This window comes from Rahnella sp. BIGb0236 (assembly GCF_004364755.1).
Lineage (GTDB): Bacteria > Pseudomonadota > Gammaproteobacteria > Enterobacterales > Enterobacteriaceae > Rahnella > Rahnella victoriana.
The window spans coordinates 163,088-182,342 of the sequence record NZ_SOAO01000004.1 but is presented as its reverse complement, the minus strand read 5'-3'; the positions used below and the strand labels follow the sequence as shown (position 1 = coordinate 182,342).

12 protein-coding genes are annotated in these 19,255 nt (G+C 55.6%); 9 read left to right on the top strand and 3 right to left on the bottom strand.

Going from position 1 to position 19,255, the window contains the following annotated elements; translation table 11 throughout:
* Positions 1 to 19: 19 nt before the first annotated feature.
* Together EDF78_RS10555 and EDF78_RS10550 are read left to right on the top strand one after the other, a co-directional pair.
* A complete protein-coding gene (locus EDF78_RS10555) occupies positions 20 to 223 on the top strand; it encodes a 4-oxalocrotonate tautomerase family protein (protein ID WP_133823065.1) in 204 nt (67 codons plus the stop codon).
* Positions 224 to 416: 193 nt separating this feature from the next.
* The gene (locus EDF78_RS10550; RefSeq protein ID WP_131693699.1) at positions 417 to 1,355 is read left to right on the top strand and encodes a sugar kinase; all 939 of its coding nucleotides are present in this window, start codon (positions 417 to 419) and stop codon (positions 1,353 to 1,355) included.
* A 238-nt stretch (positions 1,356 to 1,593) separates the two neighbouring features.
* Here EDF78_RS10550 and EDF78_RS10545 read toward each other — a convergent pair whose 3' ends face one another.
* From EDF78_RS10545 to hmsP, 3 genes are all read right to left on the bottom strand, one after another.
* Positions 1,594 to 3,111: a pitrilysin family protein gene (locus EDF78_RS10545; RefSeq protein ID WP_133823064.1), complete on the bottom strand. Its 1,518-nt coding sequence runs from the start codon at positions 3,109 to 3,111 to the stop codon at positions 1,594 to 1,596.
* A gap of 326 nt (positions 3,112 to 3,437) precedes the next feature.
* Positions 3,438 to 4,721: a dicarboxylate/amino acid:cation symporter gene (locus EDF78_RS10540; RefSeq protein WP_133823063.1), complete on the bottom strand. Its 1,284-nt coding sequence runs from the start codon at positions 4,719 to 4,721 to the stop codon at positions 3,438 to 3,440.
* A gap of 226 nt (positions 4,722 to 4,947) precedes the next feature.
* Positions 4,948 to 6,930 carry a biofilm formation regulator HmsP gene (gene hmsP, locus EDF78_RS10535; protein ID WP_133823062.1) on the bottom strand — a complete coding sequence of 661 codons (1,983 nt, stop codon included), beginning with the start codon at positions 6,928 to 6,930 and terminating at the stop codon, positions 4,948 to 4,950.
* Positions 6,931 to 7,489: 559 nt separating this feature from the next.
* Between hmsP and EDF78_RS25940 the strand changes: the two genes are divergently transcribed.
* The 7 genes from EDF78_RS25940 (at position 7,490) to EDF78_RS10500 (ending at position 19,247) form a co-directional block, all read left to right on the top strand.
* The gene (locus tag EDF78_RS25940) at positions 7,490 to 8,278 is read left to right on the top strand and encodes a cellulose biosynthesis protein BcsO (protein ID WP_095923938.1); all 789 of its coding nucleotides are present in this window, start codon (positions 7,490 to 7,492) and stop codon (positions 8,276 to 8,278) included.
* The gene (gene bcsQ, locus EDF78_RS10525) at positions 8,269 to 9,072 is read left to right on the top strand and encodes a cellulose biosynthesis protein BcsQ (protein WP_119825464.1); all 804 of its coding nucleotides are present in this window, start codon (positions 8,269 to 8,271) and stop codon (positions 9,070 to 9,072) included. The genes EDF78_RS25940 and bcsQ overlap by 10 nt, the downstream gene beginning before the upstream one ends.
* A gap of 29 nt (positions 9,073 to 9,101) precedes the next feature.
* Positions 9,102 to 11,201 (top strand): UDP-forming cellulose synthase catalytic subunit, encoded by a 2,100-nt coding sequence (bcsA, locus tag EDF78_RS10520; RefSeq protein ID WP_095923940.1) that lies wholly within the window; start codon positions 9,102 to 9,104, stop codon positions 11,199 to 11,201.
* Positions 11,198 to 13,681 (top strand): cellulose biosynthesis cyclic di-GMP-binding regulatory protein BcsB, encoded by a 2,484-nt coding sequence (gene bcsB / locus EDF78_RS10515; RefSeq protein ID WP_133823061.1) that lies wholly within the window; start codon positions 11,198 to 11,200, stop codon positions 13,679 to 13,681. Before bcsA ends, bcsB begins: the two co-directional genes overlap by 4 nt.
* 82 nt (positions 13,682 to 13,763) lie before the next feature.
* Positions 13,764 to 17,726, top strand: coding sequence for a cellulose biosynthesis protein BcsC (locus EDF78_RS10510; protein WP_095923942.1), 3,963 nt, complete (start codon positions 13,764 to 13,766; stop codon positions 17,724 to 17,726).
* An 18-nt stretch (positions 17,727 to 17,744) separates the two neighbouring features.
* Positions 17,745 to 18,224, top strand: a complete 480-nt coding sequence (gene bcsD / locus EDF78_RS10505) for a cellulose biosynthesis protein BcsD (RefSeq protein ID WP_119825470.1) — start codon at positions 17,745 to 17,747, stop codon at positions 18,222 to 18,224.
* A gap of 9 nt (positions 18,225 to 18,233) precedes the next feature.
* Positions 18,234 to 19,247 carry a glycosyl hydrolase family 8 gene (locus EDF78_RS10500; RefSeq protein WP_133823060.1) on the top strand — a complete coding sequence of 338 codons (1,014 nt, stop codon included), beginning with the start codon at positions 18,234 to 18,236 and terminating at the stop codon, positions 19,245 to 19,247.
* Positions 19,248 to 19,255: the final 8 nt, after the last annotated feature.

Sequence of the window (19,255 nt, the reverse complement as noted above, 5' to 3'; positions counted from 1 at the left end):
TCACAACCCGGAGAAAAAAATGCCTTACGTTAATATCAAAATTACCCGCGACGGCGCGACGGCAGAACAGAAAAAAGCCCTGATTGCCGGTGTGACGCAGTTACTGGTGGATACGCTGGGTAAAAATCCGGCCACCACGACGGTGATCATTGATGAGATCGATACCGATAACTGGGGTCTGGGTGGCCGTCCGGTGACCGAGTTGCGACAGGGAAGCAAGTAACGCCCTCAGGTGGAAGTGCTGCCACTTCCACTTTTTTCTGCATTTTTGCTTCGTTTTTTTGCCTCCTGCCTAAAAAAATAAAACCTCGTTTTAATTTATTTGACTGACCGCATTCTTATGAAGAGACTAGAGCGCAATAATGACGGTCTTTTCTTTCCTTTCGTTTTAATGCTTCAGACATAGGCCAGGTACAATGACCCGCAAAAACATTGCCGTTATCGGCGAATGCATGATCGAATTATCTCAGAAAGGCGATGCGCTTCACCGTGGTTTTGGTGGCGACACGCTGAACACGTCTGTTTATATTTCCCGCCAGGTTTCCCCTGATGCGCTGAACGTGCATTACGTGACCGCGCTCGGCACCGACAGTTTCAGCAATGAAATGTTGCAGGCCTGGCAGCAGGAAGGCGTGAACACGGATCTCACCCAGCGTCTGGATAACAAACTGCCGGGTCTGTATGTGATTGAAACCGACAGCACCGGCGAGCGCACCTTCTACTACTGGCGCAACGACGCCGCTGCGCGTTACTGGCTCGACAGCCCGCAATCGGAAGAGATTTGCCAGAAACTGGCAGAGTTTGATTATCTGTACCTGAGCGGCATCAGTCTGGCGATCCTCAACGACGAAAGCCGTGACCGTCTGATGACCCTGCTGAAAGCCTGCCGTTCACGCGGTGGCAAAGTGATTTTCGACAACAATTACCGTCCGCGCCTGTGGGCCAGCAAAGAGCAAACCCAGGCTGCGTATAACGCCATGCTTTCCTGCACCGATATCGCCTTCCTGACCCTTGATGATGAAGACATGCTGTGGGGCCAGAAGCCTTACGATGAGGTGATTGCGCGCACGCATGCGCTGGGTGTCAGTGAAGTCGTGGTCAAACGCGGCGCCGACAGCTGCATCGTCTCCAGCGCCGAAGGCGAGCTACATGATGTGCCTGCCGTAAAACTGCCGAAAGAGAAAGTCATCGATACCACAGCGGCCGGGGATTCGTTCAGTGCCGGGTATCTGGCGGTAAGACTCACCGGCGGCAGCGCGGTGGAAGCGGCGGTGCGCGGGCATGAGACTGCCAGTACCGTGATTCAGCATCGCGGGGCGATCATCCCGATGGAGTTTATGCCAGATCGGGGATAAAAACGCGCTGGCTCTGCTTCTGCTGCGAAGGGGGGGAGCTGACCGAATTCTTACTCAACAAACGTGATTAAAAACGCGCTGGCTCTGCTCCTCCCCCTGCGAAGGGGGAGGCTGGGAGGGGGTTTTAAAAACAAAAACAGCGGTCAAACCACGCTTTAACCCTATGATTTATCTTTAATACCCCACCCCTCCCCTTCGCAGGGGAGGGAGTCGACCGAATTCTTACTCAACAATCTGCTTATTGCGCACTCGTTGCCGCCGAAGCCGCCGGCACATCCCCGGCAGGTGCTTCTGCCGCCGGAGCGGTCTCCGCCGGAGCCATAACGTTGTCATACACCGCCCGCAGTTCTGCCGCATTCACCTCAGGTTCCCCTTTCGGTTGCGCGATCAGTAACGCTGGCTCGCGGGACAACTGCTGCTTCAGTTCCTGATTCAGGACCGGTAGGGTCAGCGTCGAAAGGAACTGCTGGCGCAATTGCTGATACTGTTCCGGGGCGATATCCACCACGCCATTTTGTTGTGAACGTAAACGCTGGCTCATCAGCACATCGGTATCGGTGCGGGCGTAAGTCGCGAACAGTTTACTCAGCTGATCATTCTTCTGCGCAATCAGCGCATCAAATTCCGCCTGAGAAATCCCTTTGTCGCGCACTGCCAGCAATTCTTCCGACAGACGCTTAAACAGCTCGGTCAGTTTGGCTTGAGGCGCTTCAATGCGGATGGCACATTGCGCGCGCTGGTACTGCACATTGCAGTCAAAGCCCAGTGCCGAAGCCGGAGTCGTCGCGTCTTTCTTACTTTCAAAGGCGCTTTTCAGCTGCTCCTGCAAATGCCAGAACAACGCTTCGCGCGCCAGATCACTGCGCCAGTACGCGGCCAGCGCCTGTGACTCCTGGATCGGCTGCCATGCGTTATCCCACATTAACGACACGCGATCCTGCGTCAGGTTTTCATCCATCACGGTCATGGATTTGGTGGTGACTTCAGACAGCGTCGGCAGGGTCTGCGGCGTTTCACGTTTGCCTTTCAGCGAAGAGAAAGTGCGGTTGATTTGCTCACTCAGACCGCGGCCATCGACATTCCCGACCACAAATAAGGTCATCGCATCAGGGGTATACCACTGATGATAGAATTTGGTTAATGCGTCGATATTGATAGGTTTGGTGGGTAACTGGTCAGGATTATGGCCGACCAGCGTCGAACCGGCGATACGGGCACGCCACCAGGGATCCTGCGTATTTTGCGGTAACGAGCCGACCGGATCCTGCGATTCCTGCCGCGCGGCGTTCACCAGCGCCGGAGTGACCGGTATTTTCCCTGCGGTGTTTGCCAGCCAGTTCAGCGCGTCTTTCAGCAGCTCCGGACGGTTGTTCGGCAAACTCAGGTTATATAAGGTGAAATCATAAGAACTGACAGCGGGCGGCAAAGGCCGCTGCGGATTGATACTTTGCTGCCACAAAGACTGTAGCTGAGCCGTGCTGAAGCCTTCGCTGTGCATCAGCGCCAGACGAGGAAGGAAATGGGCATAGCCGGTTTGCTGGGCGGATTCTGCCAGCGACCCGGTGCGCACTACCAGACGTAATTCAATGCGATCGCTCGGGCGTTGCGGCGTGGTCAGCAACTGCCAGGTAAATCCATTGTCCAGTTTCCCCTGCTGCCAGGCCGGGTCTGGTTGTAATGCTTCAGCTTGCACATGACTTGCGGCTGCTGCCAGCAGCAATCCACCAATGAGTAAACGGATTTTGGTGCCCTGCATGTGAACCCCTACGTAATGACAATCCAATTTTCAATTTGCTGTCCTGCCGGTGTCAGTTGACTCGCCCACAGGAACTGAATGCGTAAGTTTTAGGACGTAAAATACAGCCCTTCGTTAGACCGCACATTTTTCGCAATGTCGCGCAGCCTGCAAAAATATTCTGGGAAGTAACGCCGGATGAGGCATCAGAGGGACATATTATGAAGATAATCCACCGGTTACATCAAGTAACCGGGGGTTATTAGGCGAGATTGAGGCTAAATAAATGCGTTTTCGGAAACCCTTCTCGGAATTTCTTTCCGCTTACTGACGTTTATTCAGAAAATTCAGGCAGATTTCTCGGCTTCTGTCAGACCTTTCTGACCGTTCAGCGTCGCCTTTAACTGTCCTTCATCGAGCTGATCACACCATTTCGCCACCACAATGGTCGCCACGCCATTACCGACCAGATTGGTCAGCGCACGCGCTTCTGACATAAAGCGGTCAATACCCAGGATCAGCGCCAGACCGGCAACCGGTAAATGCCCTACCGCAGACAGTGTCGCCGCCAGCACGATAAAGCCACTGCCCGTGACGCCCGCCGCGCCTTTGGAAGACAGCAACAGCACCACAATCAGGGTGATCTGATGCCAGATATCCATATGCGTATTGGTGGCCTGGGCGATAAACACCGCCGCCATCGTCAGGTAAATCGAGGTGCCGTCGAGGTTGAAGGAATAACCGGTCGGGATCACCAGACCGACCACTGATTTCTTACAGCCCAGGCGCTCCATTTTATCCAGCATACGCGGCAAGGCGGATTCGGAGGAGGACGTACCCAGCACGATCAGCAGTTCTTCTTTAATGTAATTCACAAACTTGAAGATGCTGAAGCCGGTGAAGCGGGCGATAAGCCCCAGCACCACGACCACGAACAAAATACAGGTCAGGTAGAAGCACAGGATCAGCTGACCCAGTTGCACCAGCGAACCGACGCCGTATTTGCCGATGGTGAAGGCCATCGCGCCGAACGCACCCAGCGGAGCCAGACGCATGATCATATTGATGATGCCGAAAATGACCTGCGAGAAGCTTTCGATGACGTTGAAAATCAGCTGGCCTTTATGGCCCAGACGGTGCAGCGCAAAACCGAACAGCACGGCAAACAGCAGCACCTGCAAAATATTGCCGCTGGCGAACGCGCCAATGACGCTGGACGGGATCACATCCAGCAGGAACGGAATGATGCCCTGACTTTGCGCCTGCTCGGCGTACACCGCCACGGCTTTGGCATCCAGCGCCGCCGGATCAACGTTCATCCCGGCACCCGGCTGCACGATATTGACGATCACCAGCCCGATGATCAGCGCAAGCGTACTGACAATTTCAAAGTACAGCAGCGCGATCGCACCGGTACGGCCAACGGCTTTCATGCTTTCCATGCCGGCGATGCCCGTTACCACCGTACAGAAGATCACAGGGGCGATGATCATTTTGATTAATTTAACAAAACCATCACCAAGTGGTTTCATCTGAGCGCCCAGCTCAGGGTAAAAATGGCCCAGCAGAACACCGACGGTAATTGCCAAAAGAACCTGAAAATACAGGCTCTTGAAGATTGATTTTTTCATGTTATTGCCATCCTGATGTGATTGTGTCGCCCTTTATTTTGTAGGGTCGGAGGTCATGAGCGACAGCCGGAAAGTAACACCAACACAACATGATGGAAATATTTTGTTTCCCTCTGCAATGGCGACTCATGAAAAACCAGAGCGGAAACCATTCAGCTGAGAATTTAGTAAGTAAAGAAAGTAAAAAAGTGAGGAAACAGGCGGGTTTTCCCGCCGTCAGGCAGGATCAGGAAGGCTGGCAGAACTGGCGTTCAAACTCTTTTTTGGAAAGCGGTGCGGAGAATAAATACCCCTGTCCGATGTGAATATTTTCCTTCAGCAGCCAGCGGCGCTGGGCTTCATTTTCGACACCTTCCGCCACCAGCTGAATATTCATGGCGCGGCCTATCGAGGCCACGATATTCACCATCACTTCATCGTCAGGCAGAACGCTGACGAAACTGCGGTCAATTTTAATCACGTCAATCGGCAGCGAACGCAGCCGGTTGAGGTATTCGAGACCGGAGTAACCCAGACCGAAATCATCCAGTTCAATCGAAACACCGACAGCGCGCAGTTCGCTGAGTAACAGCAGCGCGCGATCTAAATCATCAATACGTGCCGTTTCGGTGATTTCCAGCACCAGTTGCCCCGGATTGATTTTATAGCGGCTCAGCAGGCTGCGCAGCTCCGGCAGGAAATTACGCTGCTGCACCTGAGCACCGGAAAGATTCACGGACAACGGTAACGTGATGCCGCGCCGTTGCCAGTCCGCCAGGATCTGACAGCCCAGTTCAAGAATTTTGTATCCCAGCAAACTCATGACGCCAATTTCTTCGGCCAGCACAATAAAATCGCTTTCCAGCCCGTAACTGCCGTCCGTCATTTTGCGGCGCAACAGGGCTTCCGCACCGACCACCTCGCCGGTTTTCATATTGACCTGCGGCTGGATAAACAAGGTGAAGTCGTTCTGCTCCATCGCATGCAGGATTTCGTTTTCCTGCAACAGGCGCTTCTGGATTTTCGCCGTCAGTTCCGGTTCAAAGAACAGGATCTGGTTTTTCCCCTGCTGATACGCCGACACTCTCGCCGCCCGCGCGTTGACCATCAGTTGCTGCGCGCTCACCGGGAATTCGCCGGTGTATTGCACGATACCGATACTGCCGGTCGGATGCAGCGACATATTGCCCGCATGGCTTTCCTGCGGCGCATTAATGCGCTCCATGATGTGTCTGGCCAGACGCATCGCCATAAAGGGCCGGGGAATATCGCCCGCCAGCACCGCAAACTCGTTGTAGCTCAGACGCGCCATCAGGCAATGCTCCGGCAGCACCTCCATGATGGATGAGATCAGCGGACAATCGACATGGCCGTCATCGCGCAGGCTTTCAATGCCGATCAGCAGCAGATGGAAACCTTTTTCCGGCTCCGCGCCATGCAGACGGTGTTGCAGGCGCTGCATAAACTGTTCTTCGCTGTTCAGCGCACCGTCTGACGGCAGCAGCATCTCGGTGACAGGCGGCCGGGCTTTTTCCCGCTGCTGCTGATTGCGGTTGTAGCTGCGCACCAGCATGCCGATTTCATCGTCTTCATGGCGCGGCGGCAGGGTCAGCTGATGGTGCGGCACATCGCTTTCGGGCAGGGATTCCAGATCACTGGCGATGCTGCGCAGCGGTTTAACGATCAGCCGGTTAATAATCCAGCTCAGGGAAATCGACAGGATCAGCGCCAGTAAAAGGTACGTCGTCAGCATGGTCGACAGCGCGCTGACAATAAACTGATACATGCGGTAGGAATCTGCCTGCAACACCAGATAAGCCAGCGGTTTGGGATCTTTCGGGCTGGCCGCCGCAGAATAGAGAGGAACGGAAATCGTCACCGGTAAATTAAAGCCCCGCGTGACCCATTGCGGCACCGGGCGGCCAGGCGGGAAATGCGTGTGCAGCGCGGCGATTTGGTTAGGCATCACGACATCGGCGCGGCTTAATATGCCCACCGGTTGCAGGGTATTCAGGATATCCTGAGTTTCTTCCAGATCGACATCCAGCACCGCCTGAGACAGCGGAACCCGGACAGAATGTGCTATGTTTTCAAGTTGCTGGGCGTAATCATCCCTCCGCTGCTGCACAAAGTGAAACAGCTGGATGACGATGAAAATACAAATGGTGATTGCCGCAATACTGGATACCGCCGCCATCTGTTTGATCGTTAGTGAACGCCTGACCCGCAACTTAATTCTCCATCAATCGCCGACCCGATTTGCCCCGCCCGCCTGAGCAGGCACGGCACTTCTGCGCAGTATACCTTATAACGTGTTATTTCGAGGCGTTACACCACGTTTTGACTATAAAAAACAACATCTTTGCCGGAAGGCTTCTACACTGATAATTCATGAGGTTATTTAACTTACGAAATCCATACATTACTTACTGTAATCGAATAATAAGGAAAAACCGAACATCCTGACTTGAATACAACTTATGAAGTGAGTGTGCTGGTGATCACGGTAAAGACAAACTATTCCACTACATTAAGACAAACAACCAGCAAATGAAGGCTAAAAACCTTGTGTGACAGCCAGTTATAGAGGTGTTGTTTTTTATGCGGGAAATTCTTATTTTTTGTAAAATGTGCTCTAAGCTGTAAAAGAACTGATATATTAAGACGAGTCTTATTCCCACATAAAACTTTAAAAAAATTAAACCTTCCACACGCTTTGTTAGCGGCCAATCCGGGCCGTTTTGACGTCCAGAAAACACCGATATATATAATCCTACCGGGCGGGATTTATGAATAAATATGATGATATTAAACGTTTTATGGATAAGACGAAGTTGGAAAAGCTTGATTATAAAGAGCTTAATGAAAAATCAACGGGTGAATCCATTACGGGTTCAATGAATCAATGGACGTTGATTAAACAAGTTTCTGCCAGCGAAGAACCTGCGGGTCCCCTCGACAATGGCCGCACGACGCAACCCACCCCACAAGCCATTTCAGCGGATGAGTTTTCCTTATCTGCGGCTCAGGCTGCGTCTGAACATCATGCCGCGCCGCAACCGGAAACGCAGCCTGCCACGCACGCGCAAAGCACGCCGATGTCATCGGAAGTGGCTCCGCCGGCAGCCGGTTTTGGCTTACTGGATGCGCTGCGCGAAACACTGCCGCCTGCCCCTGTGGCGTCACAGCCCGCGCAACATCAGCCTGTTCACACGGCACCGACGTTGCACGCGCAGTCTGTGATCCCAGACAGTGGGTCAGGTTTGCTCGATTCCCTGCGTAAAGCCATGCCTGAAGCGCCGCCGGTTCAGACACCGGCACCGGCGCCCGTTCAGGCTCAGCCTGCACCGGTTGCCCAGCCTGCACCGGTCCGCGCCGCACCACCTGTACAGCAACCCGCGCCAGTGCGCAGCCCGTTACCCGCAAGCCCGGCACACGTGGCGTCTCCGGCGTCTGCTGATGCTAACCAGCGCTTTAAACAGATGTTTAAACAACGGGCTCCGCAGCCTGCCAGCGCTTATTTACATCGCGACACACCGCTTCAACCCTTGTTAGAGATGATTGCCTCATGCCGTTAGTTTGCGTTTGTTCACCGAAAGGTGGGGTAGGAAAAACCACGGTGGCCTCCAATCTGGCCTATTCCCTTGCCCGCAGTGGCAGCAAAGTGCTGGTCATCGATTTTGACGTGCAGAACGCCCTTCGCCTGCATTTCGGTGTACCGATTTCCGATACCCGTGGTTTTGTCGCCGGTTCGGGGAATGAATCCGACTGGAGTCAGTTCATCCTCAAAGCGGGTTCCAATACCTTTGTCTTACCTTACGGCGAAGTGACGGAAGATCAGCGGCTGGAATTCGAACACCAGCTCGCCAGCGATCCGCATTTTTTACAGCGCGGATTAAATACCGTCCTGAATTATCCGGGATTGATTATTATTGCCGATTTCCCTCCGGGTCCGAGTCCGGCATTAAAAGCCGTTCAGGCGATTGCGGATTTACATGTTGTGGTGATGCTGGCGGATACCGCGTCATTATCTTTATTGCCTTTAATGGAAAAGAATAAATTAATTGGTACCCCGCTTAATAATAAGAAGGGTGAATATTATGTGGTTAACCAAAGTGACACCCGCCGGACATTAAGCCGCGACGTCACGCAATTTTTCGAACAGCGTTTAAATGAAAGATTATTAGGCACAATCCACAGGGATGAATGTGTGCCAGAGGCGAATGCCTCGCAGCGCTCTATTATTGATTTCAGTCCGGTCTCTGCTTCGGCATTTGATATTGAACTGATCAGCAAGAAAGTCGCCGCCATTTTAGGGATTAAAGTCGGTGATGGTGAATTACACGCCGCGCCTAAATCTGGCAGTTATTAACTATCACTGTTAACAGCGACCCCAAAGCGATGAATAAATTCCTGTTTTCCTTACTTGTGCTTCTGCTGCTGCCGGTGGCAGCAGTCATCATTATTGCCCCGATGGACAGTCAGAAGCAGTACATTTTTGGCCTGATCAGCATCGGGCTGTTATTCCTGCTGGGCATCAGTAAAAGCCGCCGCATCAGTGTGGTCATGGTCATCATGTCCGTCATGATGTCGACGCGGTATATTTACTGGCGCGCGACAGAAACGCTGCATTTTAATTCAACGATAGAAGCCATCTTAGGGATCGGTTTATTTCTCGCCGAACTGTATGTCTGGATTATCTTATTGCTGGGCTACCTGCAAACCACCTGGCCATTAAAACGCACCATCGAACCGTTGCCGGATGACACCTCCCTGTGGCCGACGGTCGATGTGTATATTCCGTCGTACAACGAAAGTCTCGACGTGGTGCGTGATACCGTGCTGGCGGCGCAGTGCATCGATTATCCGAAAGACAAAATCAAAATTTATGTGCTCGATGACGGTAAACGCGATGAATTTGCGGTGTTCTCGGCGGATGCAGGCGTTGGCTATATTACGCGTAATGACAACTCCCACGCCAAAGCCGGTAACCTGAACCATGCGATGAAACTCACCAAAGGCGAGCTGATTTGCGTATTCGACTGTGACCACGTGGCGACACGCGCGTTCCTGCAGGCGACCGTCGGCAGCTTCCTGAAAGACCCCCGTCTGGCGCTGATCCAGACGCCGCACTACTTCTATTCGCCTGACCCGTTCGAACGTAACCTTTCTGCCGGCCGCACCATGCCGAACGAAGGCGCCCTGTTCTACGGCCCGGTTCAGCAAGGTAACGACAACTGGAATGCGACCTTCTTCTGCGGCTCATGTGCGGTGATCCGCCGCGTGGCGCTGGAAGAAGTCGGCGGATTCGCCGTGGAAACCGTCACCGAAGATGCCCACTCCGCACTGAAAATGCAGCGCCGTGGCTGGAATACCGCCTTTCTGGATATCCCGCTGGCAGCCGGTCTGGCGACGGAACGTCTCGGTCTGCACGTGGTTCAGCGTACCCGCTGGGCGCGCGGCATGACGCAGATTTTCCGTGTGGATAATCCGCTGCTTGGCCGTGGCCTGAAATGGCAGCAACGTCTGTGCTATCTCAACGCCATGCTGCACTTCCAGTTCGGTCTGCCGCGCGTGGTGTTCCTGACCGCGCCGCTGGCGTTCCTGCTGTTTAACCTGAACATCATTTCCTCGTCCGCCAGCCTGATCTTTGCTTACGCGCTGCCGCACCTGGTGATGTCGCTGTACATCAACTCCCGCATGAATGGCCGTTTCCGCTATACCTTCTGGGGTGAAATCTACGAAACCGTGATGGCCTTCCACCTGATCCTGCCAACGATTGTGACCATGTTCGCGCCAAAACGCGGCAAGTTTAACGTGACGGATAAAGGCGGTTTGCTGGATGTCGGTTTCTTCGATTTCAACATCGTCAAACCGCACCTGATTGTCGCGATCCTGATGCTTGCGGGTATCGGATACGGCATCGTGCGCGCCGTATTTCATGATTACTTTGCCATCGACCCCAGTGTTGTCGCGCTGAACATTGCGTGGGGCAGCTTCAGCGTGCTGATTTTACTGGCGGCGATTGCCGTAGCGAAAGAAACCCGTCAGGTGCGTAAAACCATCCGTATCGACGTGGCGATCCCGGCGATTATTCATTACGCCAACGGCATTTCACTGCGCACCACCACCATTGATATGTCGATGGGCGGTGTGCAACTGGTGACGCCGGATGTGCGCTATCTCAATGAAGAAATTGAAGAAGTGGAGATCCAGCTTTCTTCCGGTGCGGAGAGCTTCCCGGTGACGCAAGTCAGCGGAGACAAAAATCGTCTGCGTCTGCAATTTGAAAACCTGCCGCTGTCGAAACGCCGCGAACTGGTGCGCGTGGTGTTATGCCGCGCTGATGCCTGGATTGGCGAAGAATATCCGCCGGATAACCCGTTCAAATCACTGGCAAGCATCATCCGTTGCGTGTTTGAGTTGTTCTATAACACCTGGAAAGAACGCCGCGCCAAAAATAAACCCGCTGACGCCACCAGCAAGAGTGAAGCAGCATGAATCGAACTCGTAACCTGATGATGAAGCGCCGTTTATCTGCTGTGCGGGGCATGTCCCTGTTCAGGAAAATCACCACCGGTCTGTTACTGACTTTCAGCAGCCTGCCGTTGTCACAGGCGGAAGAAACGCCCGCCCCTGCACTCGATCCGGCAACCAGCCTGCCTGCCGCGCCGTCATGGCTGCCGCCGGTCACCCCCATGCCGGGAGAAAGTGCGCCAGCCAGTGACACCACGCCTGCCGCCGATGCGCCGCAGACTGACACCACACCGGCGAATAACAGTGCGCCGGTGCCTGATGTGTCTGCCGATCCTTCCGCTGCCCCTGCGCCCGTCATGCCGCTGGTGCAGCCGGTGACCAGCAATGTGACGGTCGCCGAAATGGGCCAACCGAACGGGCTGACGCTCAGCGGCGGCCAGTTGCAGTCCGGTATTATTTTCACGCTGCCTGCGGATGAAGTGGTGACCAATGCGCACCTGTCGCTGGCACTGAAAATTTCTCCGGCGCTGATTGCCCGCGATACCACGCTTGAACTGATGCTCAACGGCCAGCCGCTGGGTAACCTGCCGCTGAACCAGAGCAGCAACGGCGGCGATGTCTACGATCTGGACATTCCGTCGGCCATGGTGGTGTCGAACAACAACCTGAGCTTCCGCGTGCATGACAGCAACACCATGACCTGCGAGAAAGACCAGTCGGACAAGTATTGGGTCACGATTTTGCCGACCACCAGCATCGGGCTGGAAGGTCAGCAGCTGAACATTGGCCGCAATCTGGGTAACTTCCCGCGCCCGTTCTTTGATGGCCTGCAAATGCAGGAGTCCAAAATCACCATGGGCTTCTCCGCGTCCATGAAACCGGGCGATGTCAGCGCAGCGGCGATGGTCTCGTCTTATCTCGGCATGTTGTCCGATTATCGCAGCGTTGATTTTCCGGTCACCCTGAACGATTTGCCGGATCAGAACGGTATTCTGTTCGGCAAACCGGGGGATAAAATCGGCTCCCTGACCCTGCCGGCAAGCAGTGGTGCGTCGATTCAGATCATCGATAATCCGATCAATCCGGTCTACAAACTGCTGCTGGTGCTGGGCAACGACGATAACGAACTGCGTCAGGCCGCGTATCGCCTGATCAGCGCCGGTCTGCCGAATAACACCGATCATCTGGATGTGACGCAGCAGACGATCCCGTCGAGCAAACCTTATGACGCGCCGCGCTGGATCGACACTTCCCGTCCGGTCACGCTGGGCGAGCTGGCGGGTAAAGATCCGGATTCACTGATTTCCAACGGCATTTATCATGATGGCATTCAGGTGGCGTTCCGCGCCGCGCCTGACCTGTTCATGTGGGATGGCCATAACATTCCGGTGCGCATTGATTACCGTTTCCCGACCGAAAACTGGATTGATGAAGACAGTTCAAGACTGAACGTCTCCATCAACAGCAACTTCCTGCGCAGCCTGACCGTCAACAAAGTCGGTCTGCTGGAAAACATCTGGCGTCGCCTCGGCGGTGACAGTCGTCAGGAACGCTACACGCTGCAACTCGCGCCTTACCTGATTTACGGCGACAACCAGCTGCAATTCTATTTCGACATCAAGCCGAAAAAAGATGCGCCGTGCAGCATTCTGACCAGCGATAACATCAAGAGCCGTATCGATCCGAAATCCTTCATCGACCTGAGCGGAAGCTACCACTTTACCCAGTTGCCGAACCTGTCGTATTTCGTCGGTGCGTCTTATCCGTACTCCAAACTGGCGGACTTCTCCGACACCCTGATGCTGCTGCCGCCAGCACCGGGCTCGGATGAAATCCACACCCTGCTGAATCTGGCCTCCCGCGCCGGTAAAGCCACCGGTATGCCGGTTAATCATGTGCAGGTCGCCTTTGGTCTGAAAGGGGATGAGCAGAATAACCCGCTGTTTGATCGCGATATTCTGGCCGTCACCACCCTCGGCGACACGCCGTTCAATCAGCAGTTACTGACGGATTCGCCGTTCAGTGCCAATGCGGGTTCGATGGGCGTGAGAACGCCGACCCAGGTGCAGCGCGTGGTGGCCTGGCTGACCGGCGACTGGTATCGCCAGCCGGTGGATGCGGACCGCTATCTGTCGTCTACCGGCGCATGGCGTGGCTTCGTCAGCTACCGCTCGCGCTGGTCCGCCGATCACGTGGTCGTGGTGGCTACCGGCACGGACGATCAGCAGTTGCTGAAAATCCATAACGATTTGAAATCACCGAAAATCAACGCCAACGTGCGTGGCGATCTGGCGATCATTACCGATGAAAACGGTATCCGCAGCTTCTCCGTCGGCCAGCAATTCCCGACCGGACAAATGCCGTGGTACATGATGGTGCTCTGGTACGCCAGCACACACATTGTGATCTTGTCCTTTATTGCCACCCTGATTTCGCTGGTTATCGGCCTGAGCCTGTTCGTCGTCCTGCGTCGTCACGCCGCTAAACGTCTGGGTCAGAAATGAAAAGCATCGGCTTTATAACAAAAACAATGACGTTCCTCCCGGTTTCGGGCGGCGACTCTCTGGCGATTACCGGAGCTGGAAAATGAATAAACATAAACTGTCCCTGGCGGTGATCAGGGCTATTTATCTGGTAGGGATCGCCGGAGTAGCAAGTTTCAGTCACGCCACCCTGGCGGCGGACACCACCAACCCGGCCATGAAAGCCCTGTTTGATCAGGCCGCTTACTGGCATGAACGCGCTCATGACGATCTGGCAAAAGATGCGTTGCAGAAAGTGTTGCTGGTTGAGCCAAACAACACGCAGGCGCTGTACCTGATGTCGCTGTATGCCATGCAGGGCGGAGATAAAACCGCCGCTAACCAGTGGCGCGAAAAACTGTCGGCGGTCTCGCCGGATGACCCGCGTCTGGCGTCGCTCAACAGCGCGAAAGCCATGCAGTCTATTCCCCCGGCGCAACTGGCCTCTGCCCGCCAGATGGCCGCACAGGGCAACGTCAGCGGCGCGCTGGCGGCGTACCGCACCCTGTTTAACGGTAACCAGCCGATCGACAGTCTGGCGACCGAATATTACCTGACCATGGCGGGCGACAAATCGCTCCAGCCGCAGGCGATTGCCGGTTTACAACAGCGCGTCGCCTCACGTCCGGACGACACGCAGGCGCGACTCGGTCTGGGTAAAGTGCTGACCTATCAGGAATCCACCCGCCGCGACGGTATCAAACTGCTGAGCACCCTGGCCGGTTCAAGCACAGAAGCCGACCGCTCCTTGCGTCAGGCGTTGTTGTGGATGGCTCCGCAGGAAGACGACCGTGATTTGTATCAGGGTTATCAGGCGCGACACCCGAATGACACCGCGGTGATGGCCTATTTCCAGAAAAACATTGGCGGCGCGGCGAAAGGTCAGGGTTTCACCGCCCTGAACAGCGGCGACGTTAACAGCGCGAAAGCGAAGTTTGAAAGCGTGCTGGCCGATAACCCGAACGACGCCGATGCGCTGGCCGGTCTGGGGTATATCGCCCAACGCAGCGGCAATTTCGAACAGGCGTCACAGTATCTGAGCAAAGCCGCTGCACAGGGCGGCCCGAACAGCGCCCAGCTGAGCAATCAGGCACAGGATTCCGCGTTCTACGCCCAACTGGCGAAAGCCAAAGACGCCGCCGGTTCCGGCAGTTACGACGCCGCACTGGCGGCGGTCACCCCGCTGACCCAGGTCGGTGGCGAAAAAGGCCAGTCCGCCAGTCTGCTGCGTGCCGATATCCTGCGCCGCAAAGGCGATCTGGCCGGTGCGGAACAGCAATACAGCGCGCTGGGTGACAACGCCGATGCCCGCGCCGGGCTGTATTACGTGCTGCGTCAGCAGAATAAAACCGCCGAAGCGAATCAGGTACTGAAAACCCTGCCAGCCGGTTTGCAGGCCAAAATGAATCCGCCGACCGTGGCGGATGTCATCGAGCCAATGCGCCGTCAGGCCGCACAGGCCGTGGCGAACAACGATCCGCAGCGCGCCCTGAATATTCTTCAGCAGGCGCAGGAACGTCAGCCGTCGAACGTCTGGGTAAAACTGGATATGGCGCGCATCCTGCAATCGCAGGGACAGACCGCACAGGCGCAGTCGATCATGGCACCGTCTTCGCGTCCGGGCGCGTCTTCCGCCGATCTGTACGCCGCCGCCCTGTTCGCGTCGGAAACCAAAAACTGGTCAACCGCCAACGCCCTGCTCTCACGCATTCCGCGCAGCAGTCAGAATCAGGGCATGCGTGAACTGGCGCAGCGCGCCAATTTCAATGCGCAAATGGCCGATGCGGAAAGCTATCTGCAACAGGGCAATACCGCCGCCGCGTCTAACACCTTACGCGCGCTGGCACAGAATCCGCCAACCGCACCGGCAGATGTCGGTGCGCTGGCGAAAAATCTGGCTGCAGCCGGTCAGCTTCCGCTGGCGGTGCAACTGGTCCGTCAGAATATGCGTCAGGGCGTCAACGGCAATGCCGGGGATTACGCCGATCAGGTTTCCGTGCTGAATCAGGCCGGCCTGACCAACGAAGCGCAGGCCTTCCTGCAAAATCCGCAGATTCAGTCCGGCACGTCACCGACGGCGCTGGCCAGCCTGCGTAACGGTTTTGTGATCAATCAGGCTGATCAGCTGCGCGAGCAAGGTCAGTATGCGGCAGCCTACGACAAGCTGGTCGTCGCCTTACAGGCCGATCCGCAAAACCGCGATCTGATGCTGGCGATGGCCCGTCTGTATCAGTCCGGCAAACTCAATAAACAAGCCGGTCAGGTCTATAACTACCTGATGAGCAACGATACCCCGACGCAGGATGCGCGCATTGGGGCGATTAACGTGGCGCTGGGTGAAGGGGATAACGATCGGGCGAAAACGCTGATGGAAGGACTGCGCGGACCGCGTACGCCTGACCGTCTGCTGCTCGAAGCGCGCGTCGCCGAAGCCCAGGGCGATCACCAGCAGGCGCTGGCGTTACTGCGTTCGGCGAAAGGCAAGATGATTGGGCTGGAAGGCGCGGACAGCACGGCGCAGGTCGCCGGCTTGCAGATCAGCGACAACCCGTTCATCAACCGCACCACGCGAACGTCGGCTTCACGTCCGGCGACGCAATCTTCTTACGGCACCGTGCTGCCGTGGCAGGTGTCCGATCAGGTGACCACGCCGGGGAACATTCCGGCCGCCACCGCCACACCGGCAGCAGTGACGCAGCGTAATGCCACCGAGAAACAGATCGACGACATGCTCGACGATTTGCAGGGCAAAACCGCGACCTGGGCGCAGGGCGATATGTCGATTCGCGGCCGTGACGGCGAAAGCGGTCTCAGCCAGCTGACCGAAGCCAAAGCGCCAATGACCTTTGCCTTCGTGCCGTTTGATACCTCACGCCTGAGTATCGGCGTCACGCCGGTTTCCCTCAGCGCAGGCAGTCCGTCCGGCACAGGCAATGCACGTTTCGGTCAGGGCGCACTGGCAGCAGCGCAGTCGGCACAGAAAGATGTGGCCGCAGCAGCCGCTGCCGCCGGTCTGGATATCGCCAACTACAGCACCTTTGCCAAATTGCAGGCGGCCGCAGCGGCTAACTCCAGCGCCAACTGCACTTCCGCCAATGCAACGTCCGATCAGTGCGTAGCGTACAACACCATTACCGGCACGGATCCCACGACGTACTCCGCGCCGGCGGCAGGTAATCAAAGCGCGACCGGCGTAGAAGTCAACGCCGCGCTGACCGGTGACAGCTATAAAGCCGACATCGGCAGCACACCGCTCGGGCAGGATCTGAACTCGCTGGTCGGTGGCGTGCAATGGGCACCCAAACTGACCGACTTCACCACCCTGCGGGTCACGGCGGAACGTCGTGCGGTCACCGACAGTATTCTGTCCTACGTCGGCACCAAAGATAATTACAGCGGCAAAGAATGGGGCCAGGTCACCAAAAACGGCGGCAGCGTCAATCTGTCGTACGATGACGGCGACGCCGGTTTCTACGCCGAAGCGGGGTATTACAGCTATCTCGGTAACAACGTGAAGAGCAACAAATCGGTGAACGCCAATGCCGGTCTGTATGTCCGTCCGTACCGTTATGACGATCGCGAGCTGAAAACCGGTATCAACGTCGGTTACATGGACTTCGACAAAAACCTCAGCTATTACAGCTTTGGTCAGGGCGGCTACTTCAGCCCGCAAAACTATGTCAGCGTCTCCTTCCCGGTGGAATACACCCAGAAATATGACGACTGGGATCTGAAACTGTCCGGTTCTGTGGGTTACCAGTCTTATTCACAGGATAAGAGCGCCTACTTCCCGAACAACCCGGACCTGCAGAAACAGCTGGAAGATCTGGTGGCAGCAGGCTACGGCACTGATGCCTATTACAGCGGTAAAACAGAGAATGGTATCGGCTGGAATGCGGGCGTGGGTGGCAATTATCACCTGAACAAGAGCATGCAGATTGGCGGACAGGTTGGCTACGATACTTTCGGTGATTACAACGAAAGCAAAGCGCAGGTCTACTTCCGTTACCTGATGGGTCAAAATTAATTCCGGTGGACTAAAACCATGCAAGAAAACAATTACACGCAGGTCGCGCAGGAATATTACCGCCAGCGTCACACCACACCGGGCTGGCAAAGCCTGGTGCAGGTGCTATTTTCAGGTATTCTGGCCTCCGCTGACGATGAAGACGGTCGCCGTTTTCTCACGCTGATGGGCAACAATCTGGCAAGCCAGCATCCGTTGCCCGTCTCGGCGACGCTCGGCGAACTGGAAGACAATATCAATCACATCCTCAGTCGTTTTGACTGGGGTGTGGTGAAACTGGAAGCCACCCAGCAACAACTGGCGCTGGTACACATCGCCTGGCCGGTTTCTCCGCAGGGACAGGACGACGAGCTGTGGCGTATCGCGCTGATCGCGTTGTTTGAAGGCCTGTATGCCGGATGGCTGTTATCGCAGGGCGGGCAGCCGTATGTTCCGCTGCGCTGGCAGGAAAGCACGCCGGAAGGCGCATTCGTTTTCCGTTATCAAAATGGTTTGTAAGGAATTTCTATGTTGGCATTTCGACGCTACAGACGGGTGCTGTGGTTCAGCCTTATCTTTGCGTTTTTCAGTTCCGCTGTAATGGCTCAGGATTCTGGCTGGTCTGCGTATAAAAGTCGCTTTCTGATGCCTGACGGGCGAATCATCGATACTGCAAATAAAAACGTCAGCCACACCGAAGGGCAGGGTTTCAGCATGCTGCTGGCGGTCTTTAACGACGATCAGACGACATTCGACAAACTGTGGCAGTGGGCAAACACCACGCTGTACCGCCAGGATATCGGTCTGTATTCATGGCGTTACGATCCGAACAGCACCCCGCATGTGGCGGACACTAACAACGCCTCCGACGGCGATACGCTGATGGCCTGGGCGCTCCTGCTGGCGGGCGATAAGTGGAACGACAGCCGTTACACCAAAGCCTCGGAGAAATTGCAGGCGGCGCTGATCAAATACAATGTGATTGATTATGCCGGTTACAAAGTGATGCTGCCGGGCGTGAAAGGTTTCAACCAGACCAGCAACGTGACCGTCAATCCGTCTTACTTCATCTTCCCGGCGTGGCAGGCGTTTTATGCCCACAGCCATCTGAAAGTATGGAAAGATCTGGATGAAAGCGGCACCGCGATGCTCAGTAAAATGGCGTTTGGTGAATTCCGTCTGCCGACCGACTGGGTCGATATGCAGGCCGATGGCACCCTGAAACCGGCCAGCCGCTGGCCGACGCGGTTCAGTTACGATGCCGTGCGTATCCCGCTGTATCTCGGCTGGGCGCATCCGGGCAGCCCGCAGATGGCACCGTTCATCTTGTGGTGGCAGAAATCGCCGCGTAACGCGACGCCAGCCTGGATCGACGTGATGACCGGCACCAGAGCGGGCTACAACATGTCGCCGGGCTTATTAGCCGTTCGTGATTTCACCATGGCGAATGCCGCGGCCATCAGCCCGAATCTGGCCCCGAAAGACGATTACTACTCTTCCACCCTGCAACTGCTGAGCTGGTGGGCAAGTCATAAAGGGTAAGGGAGCAA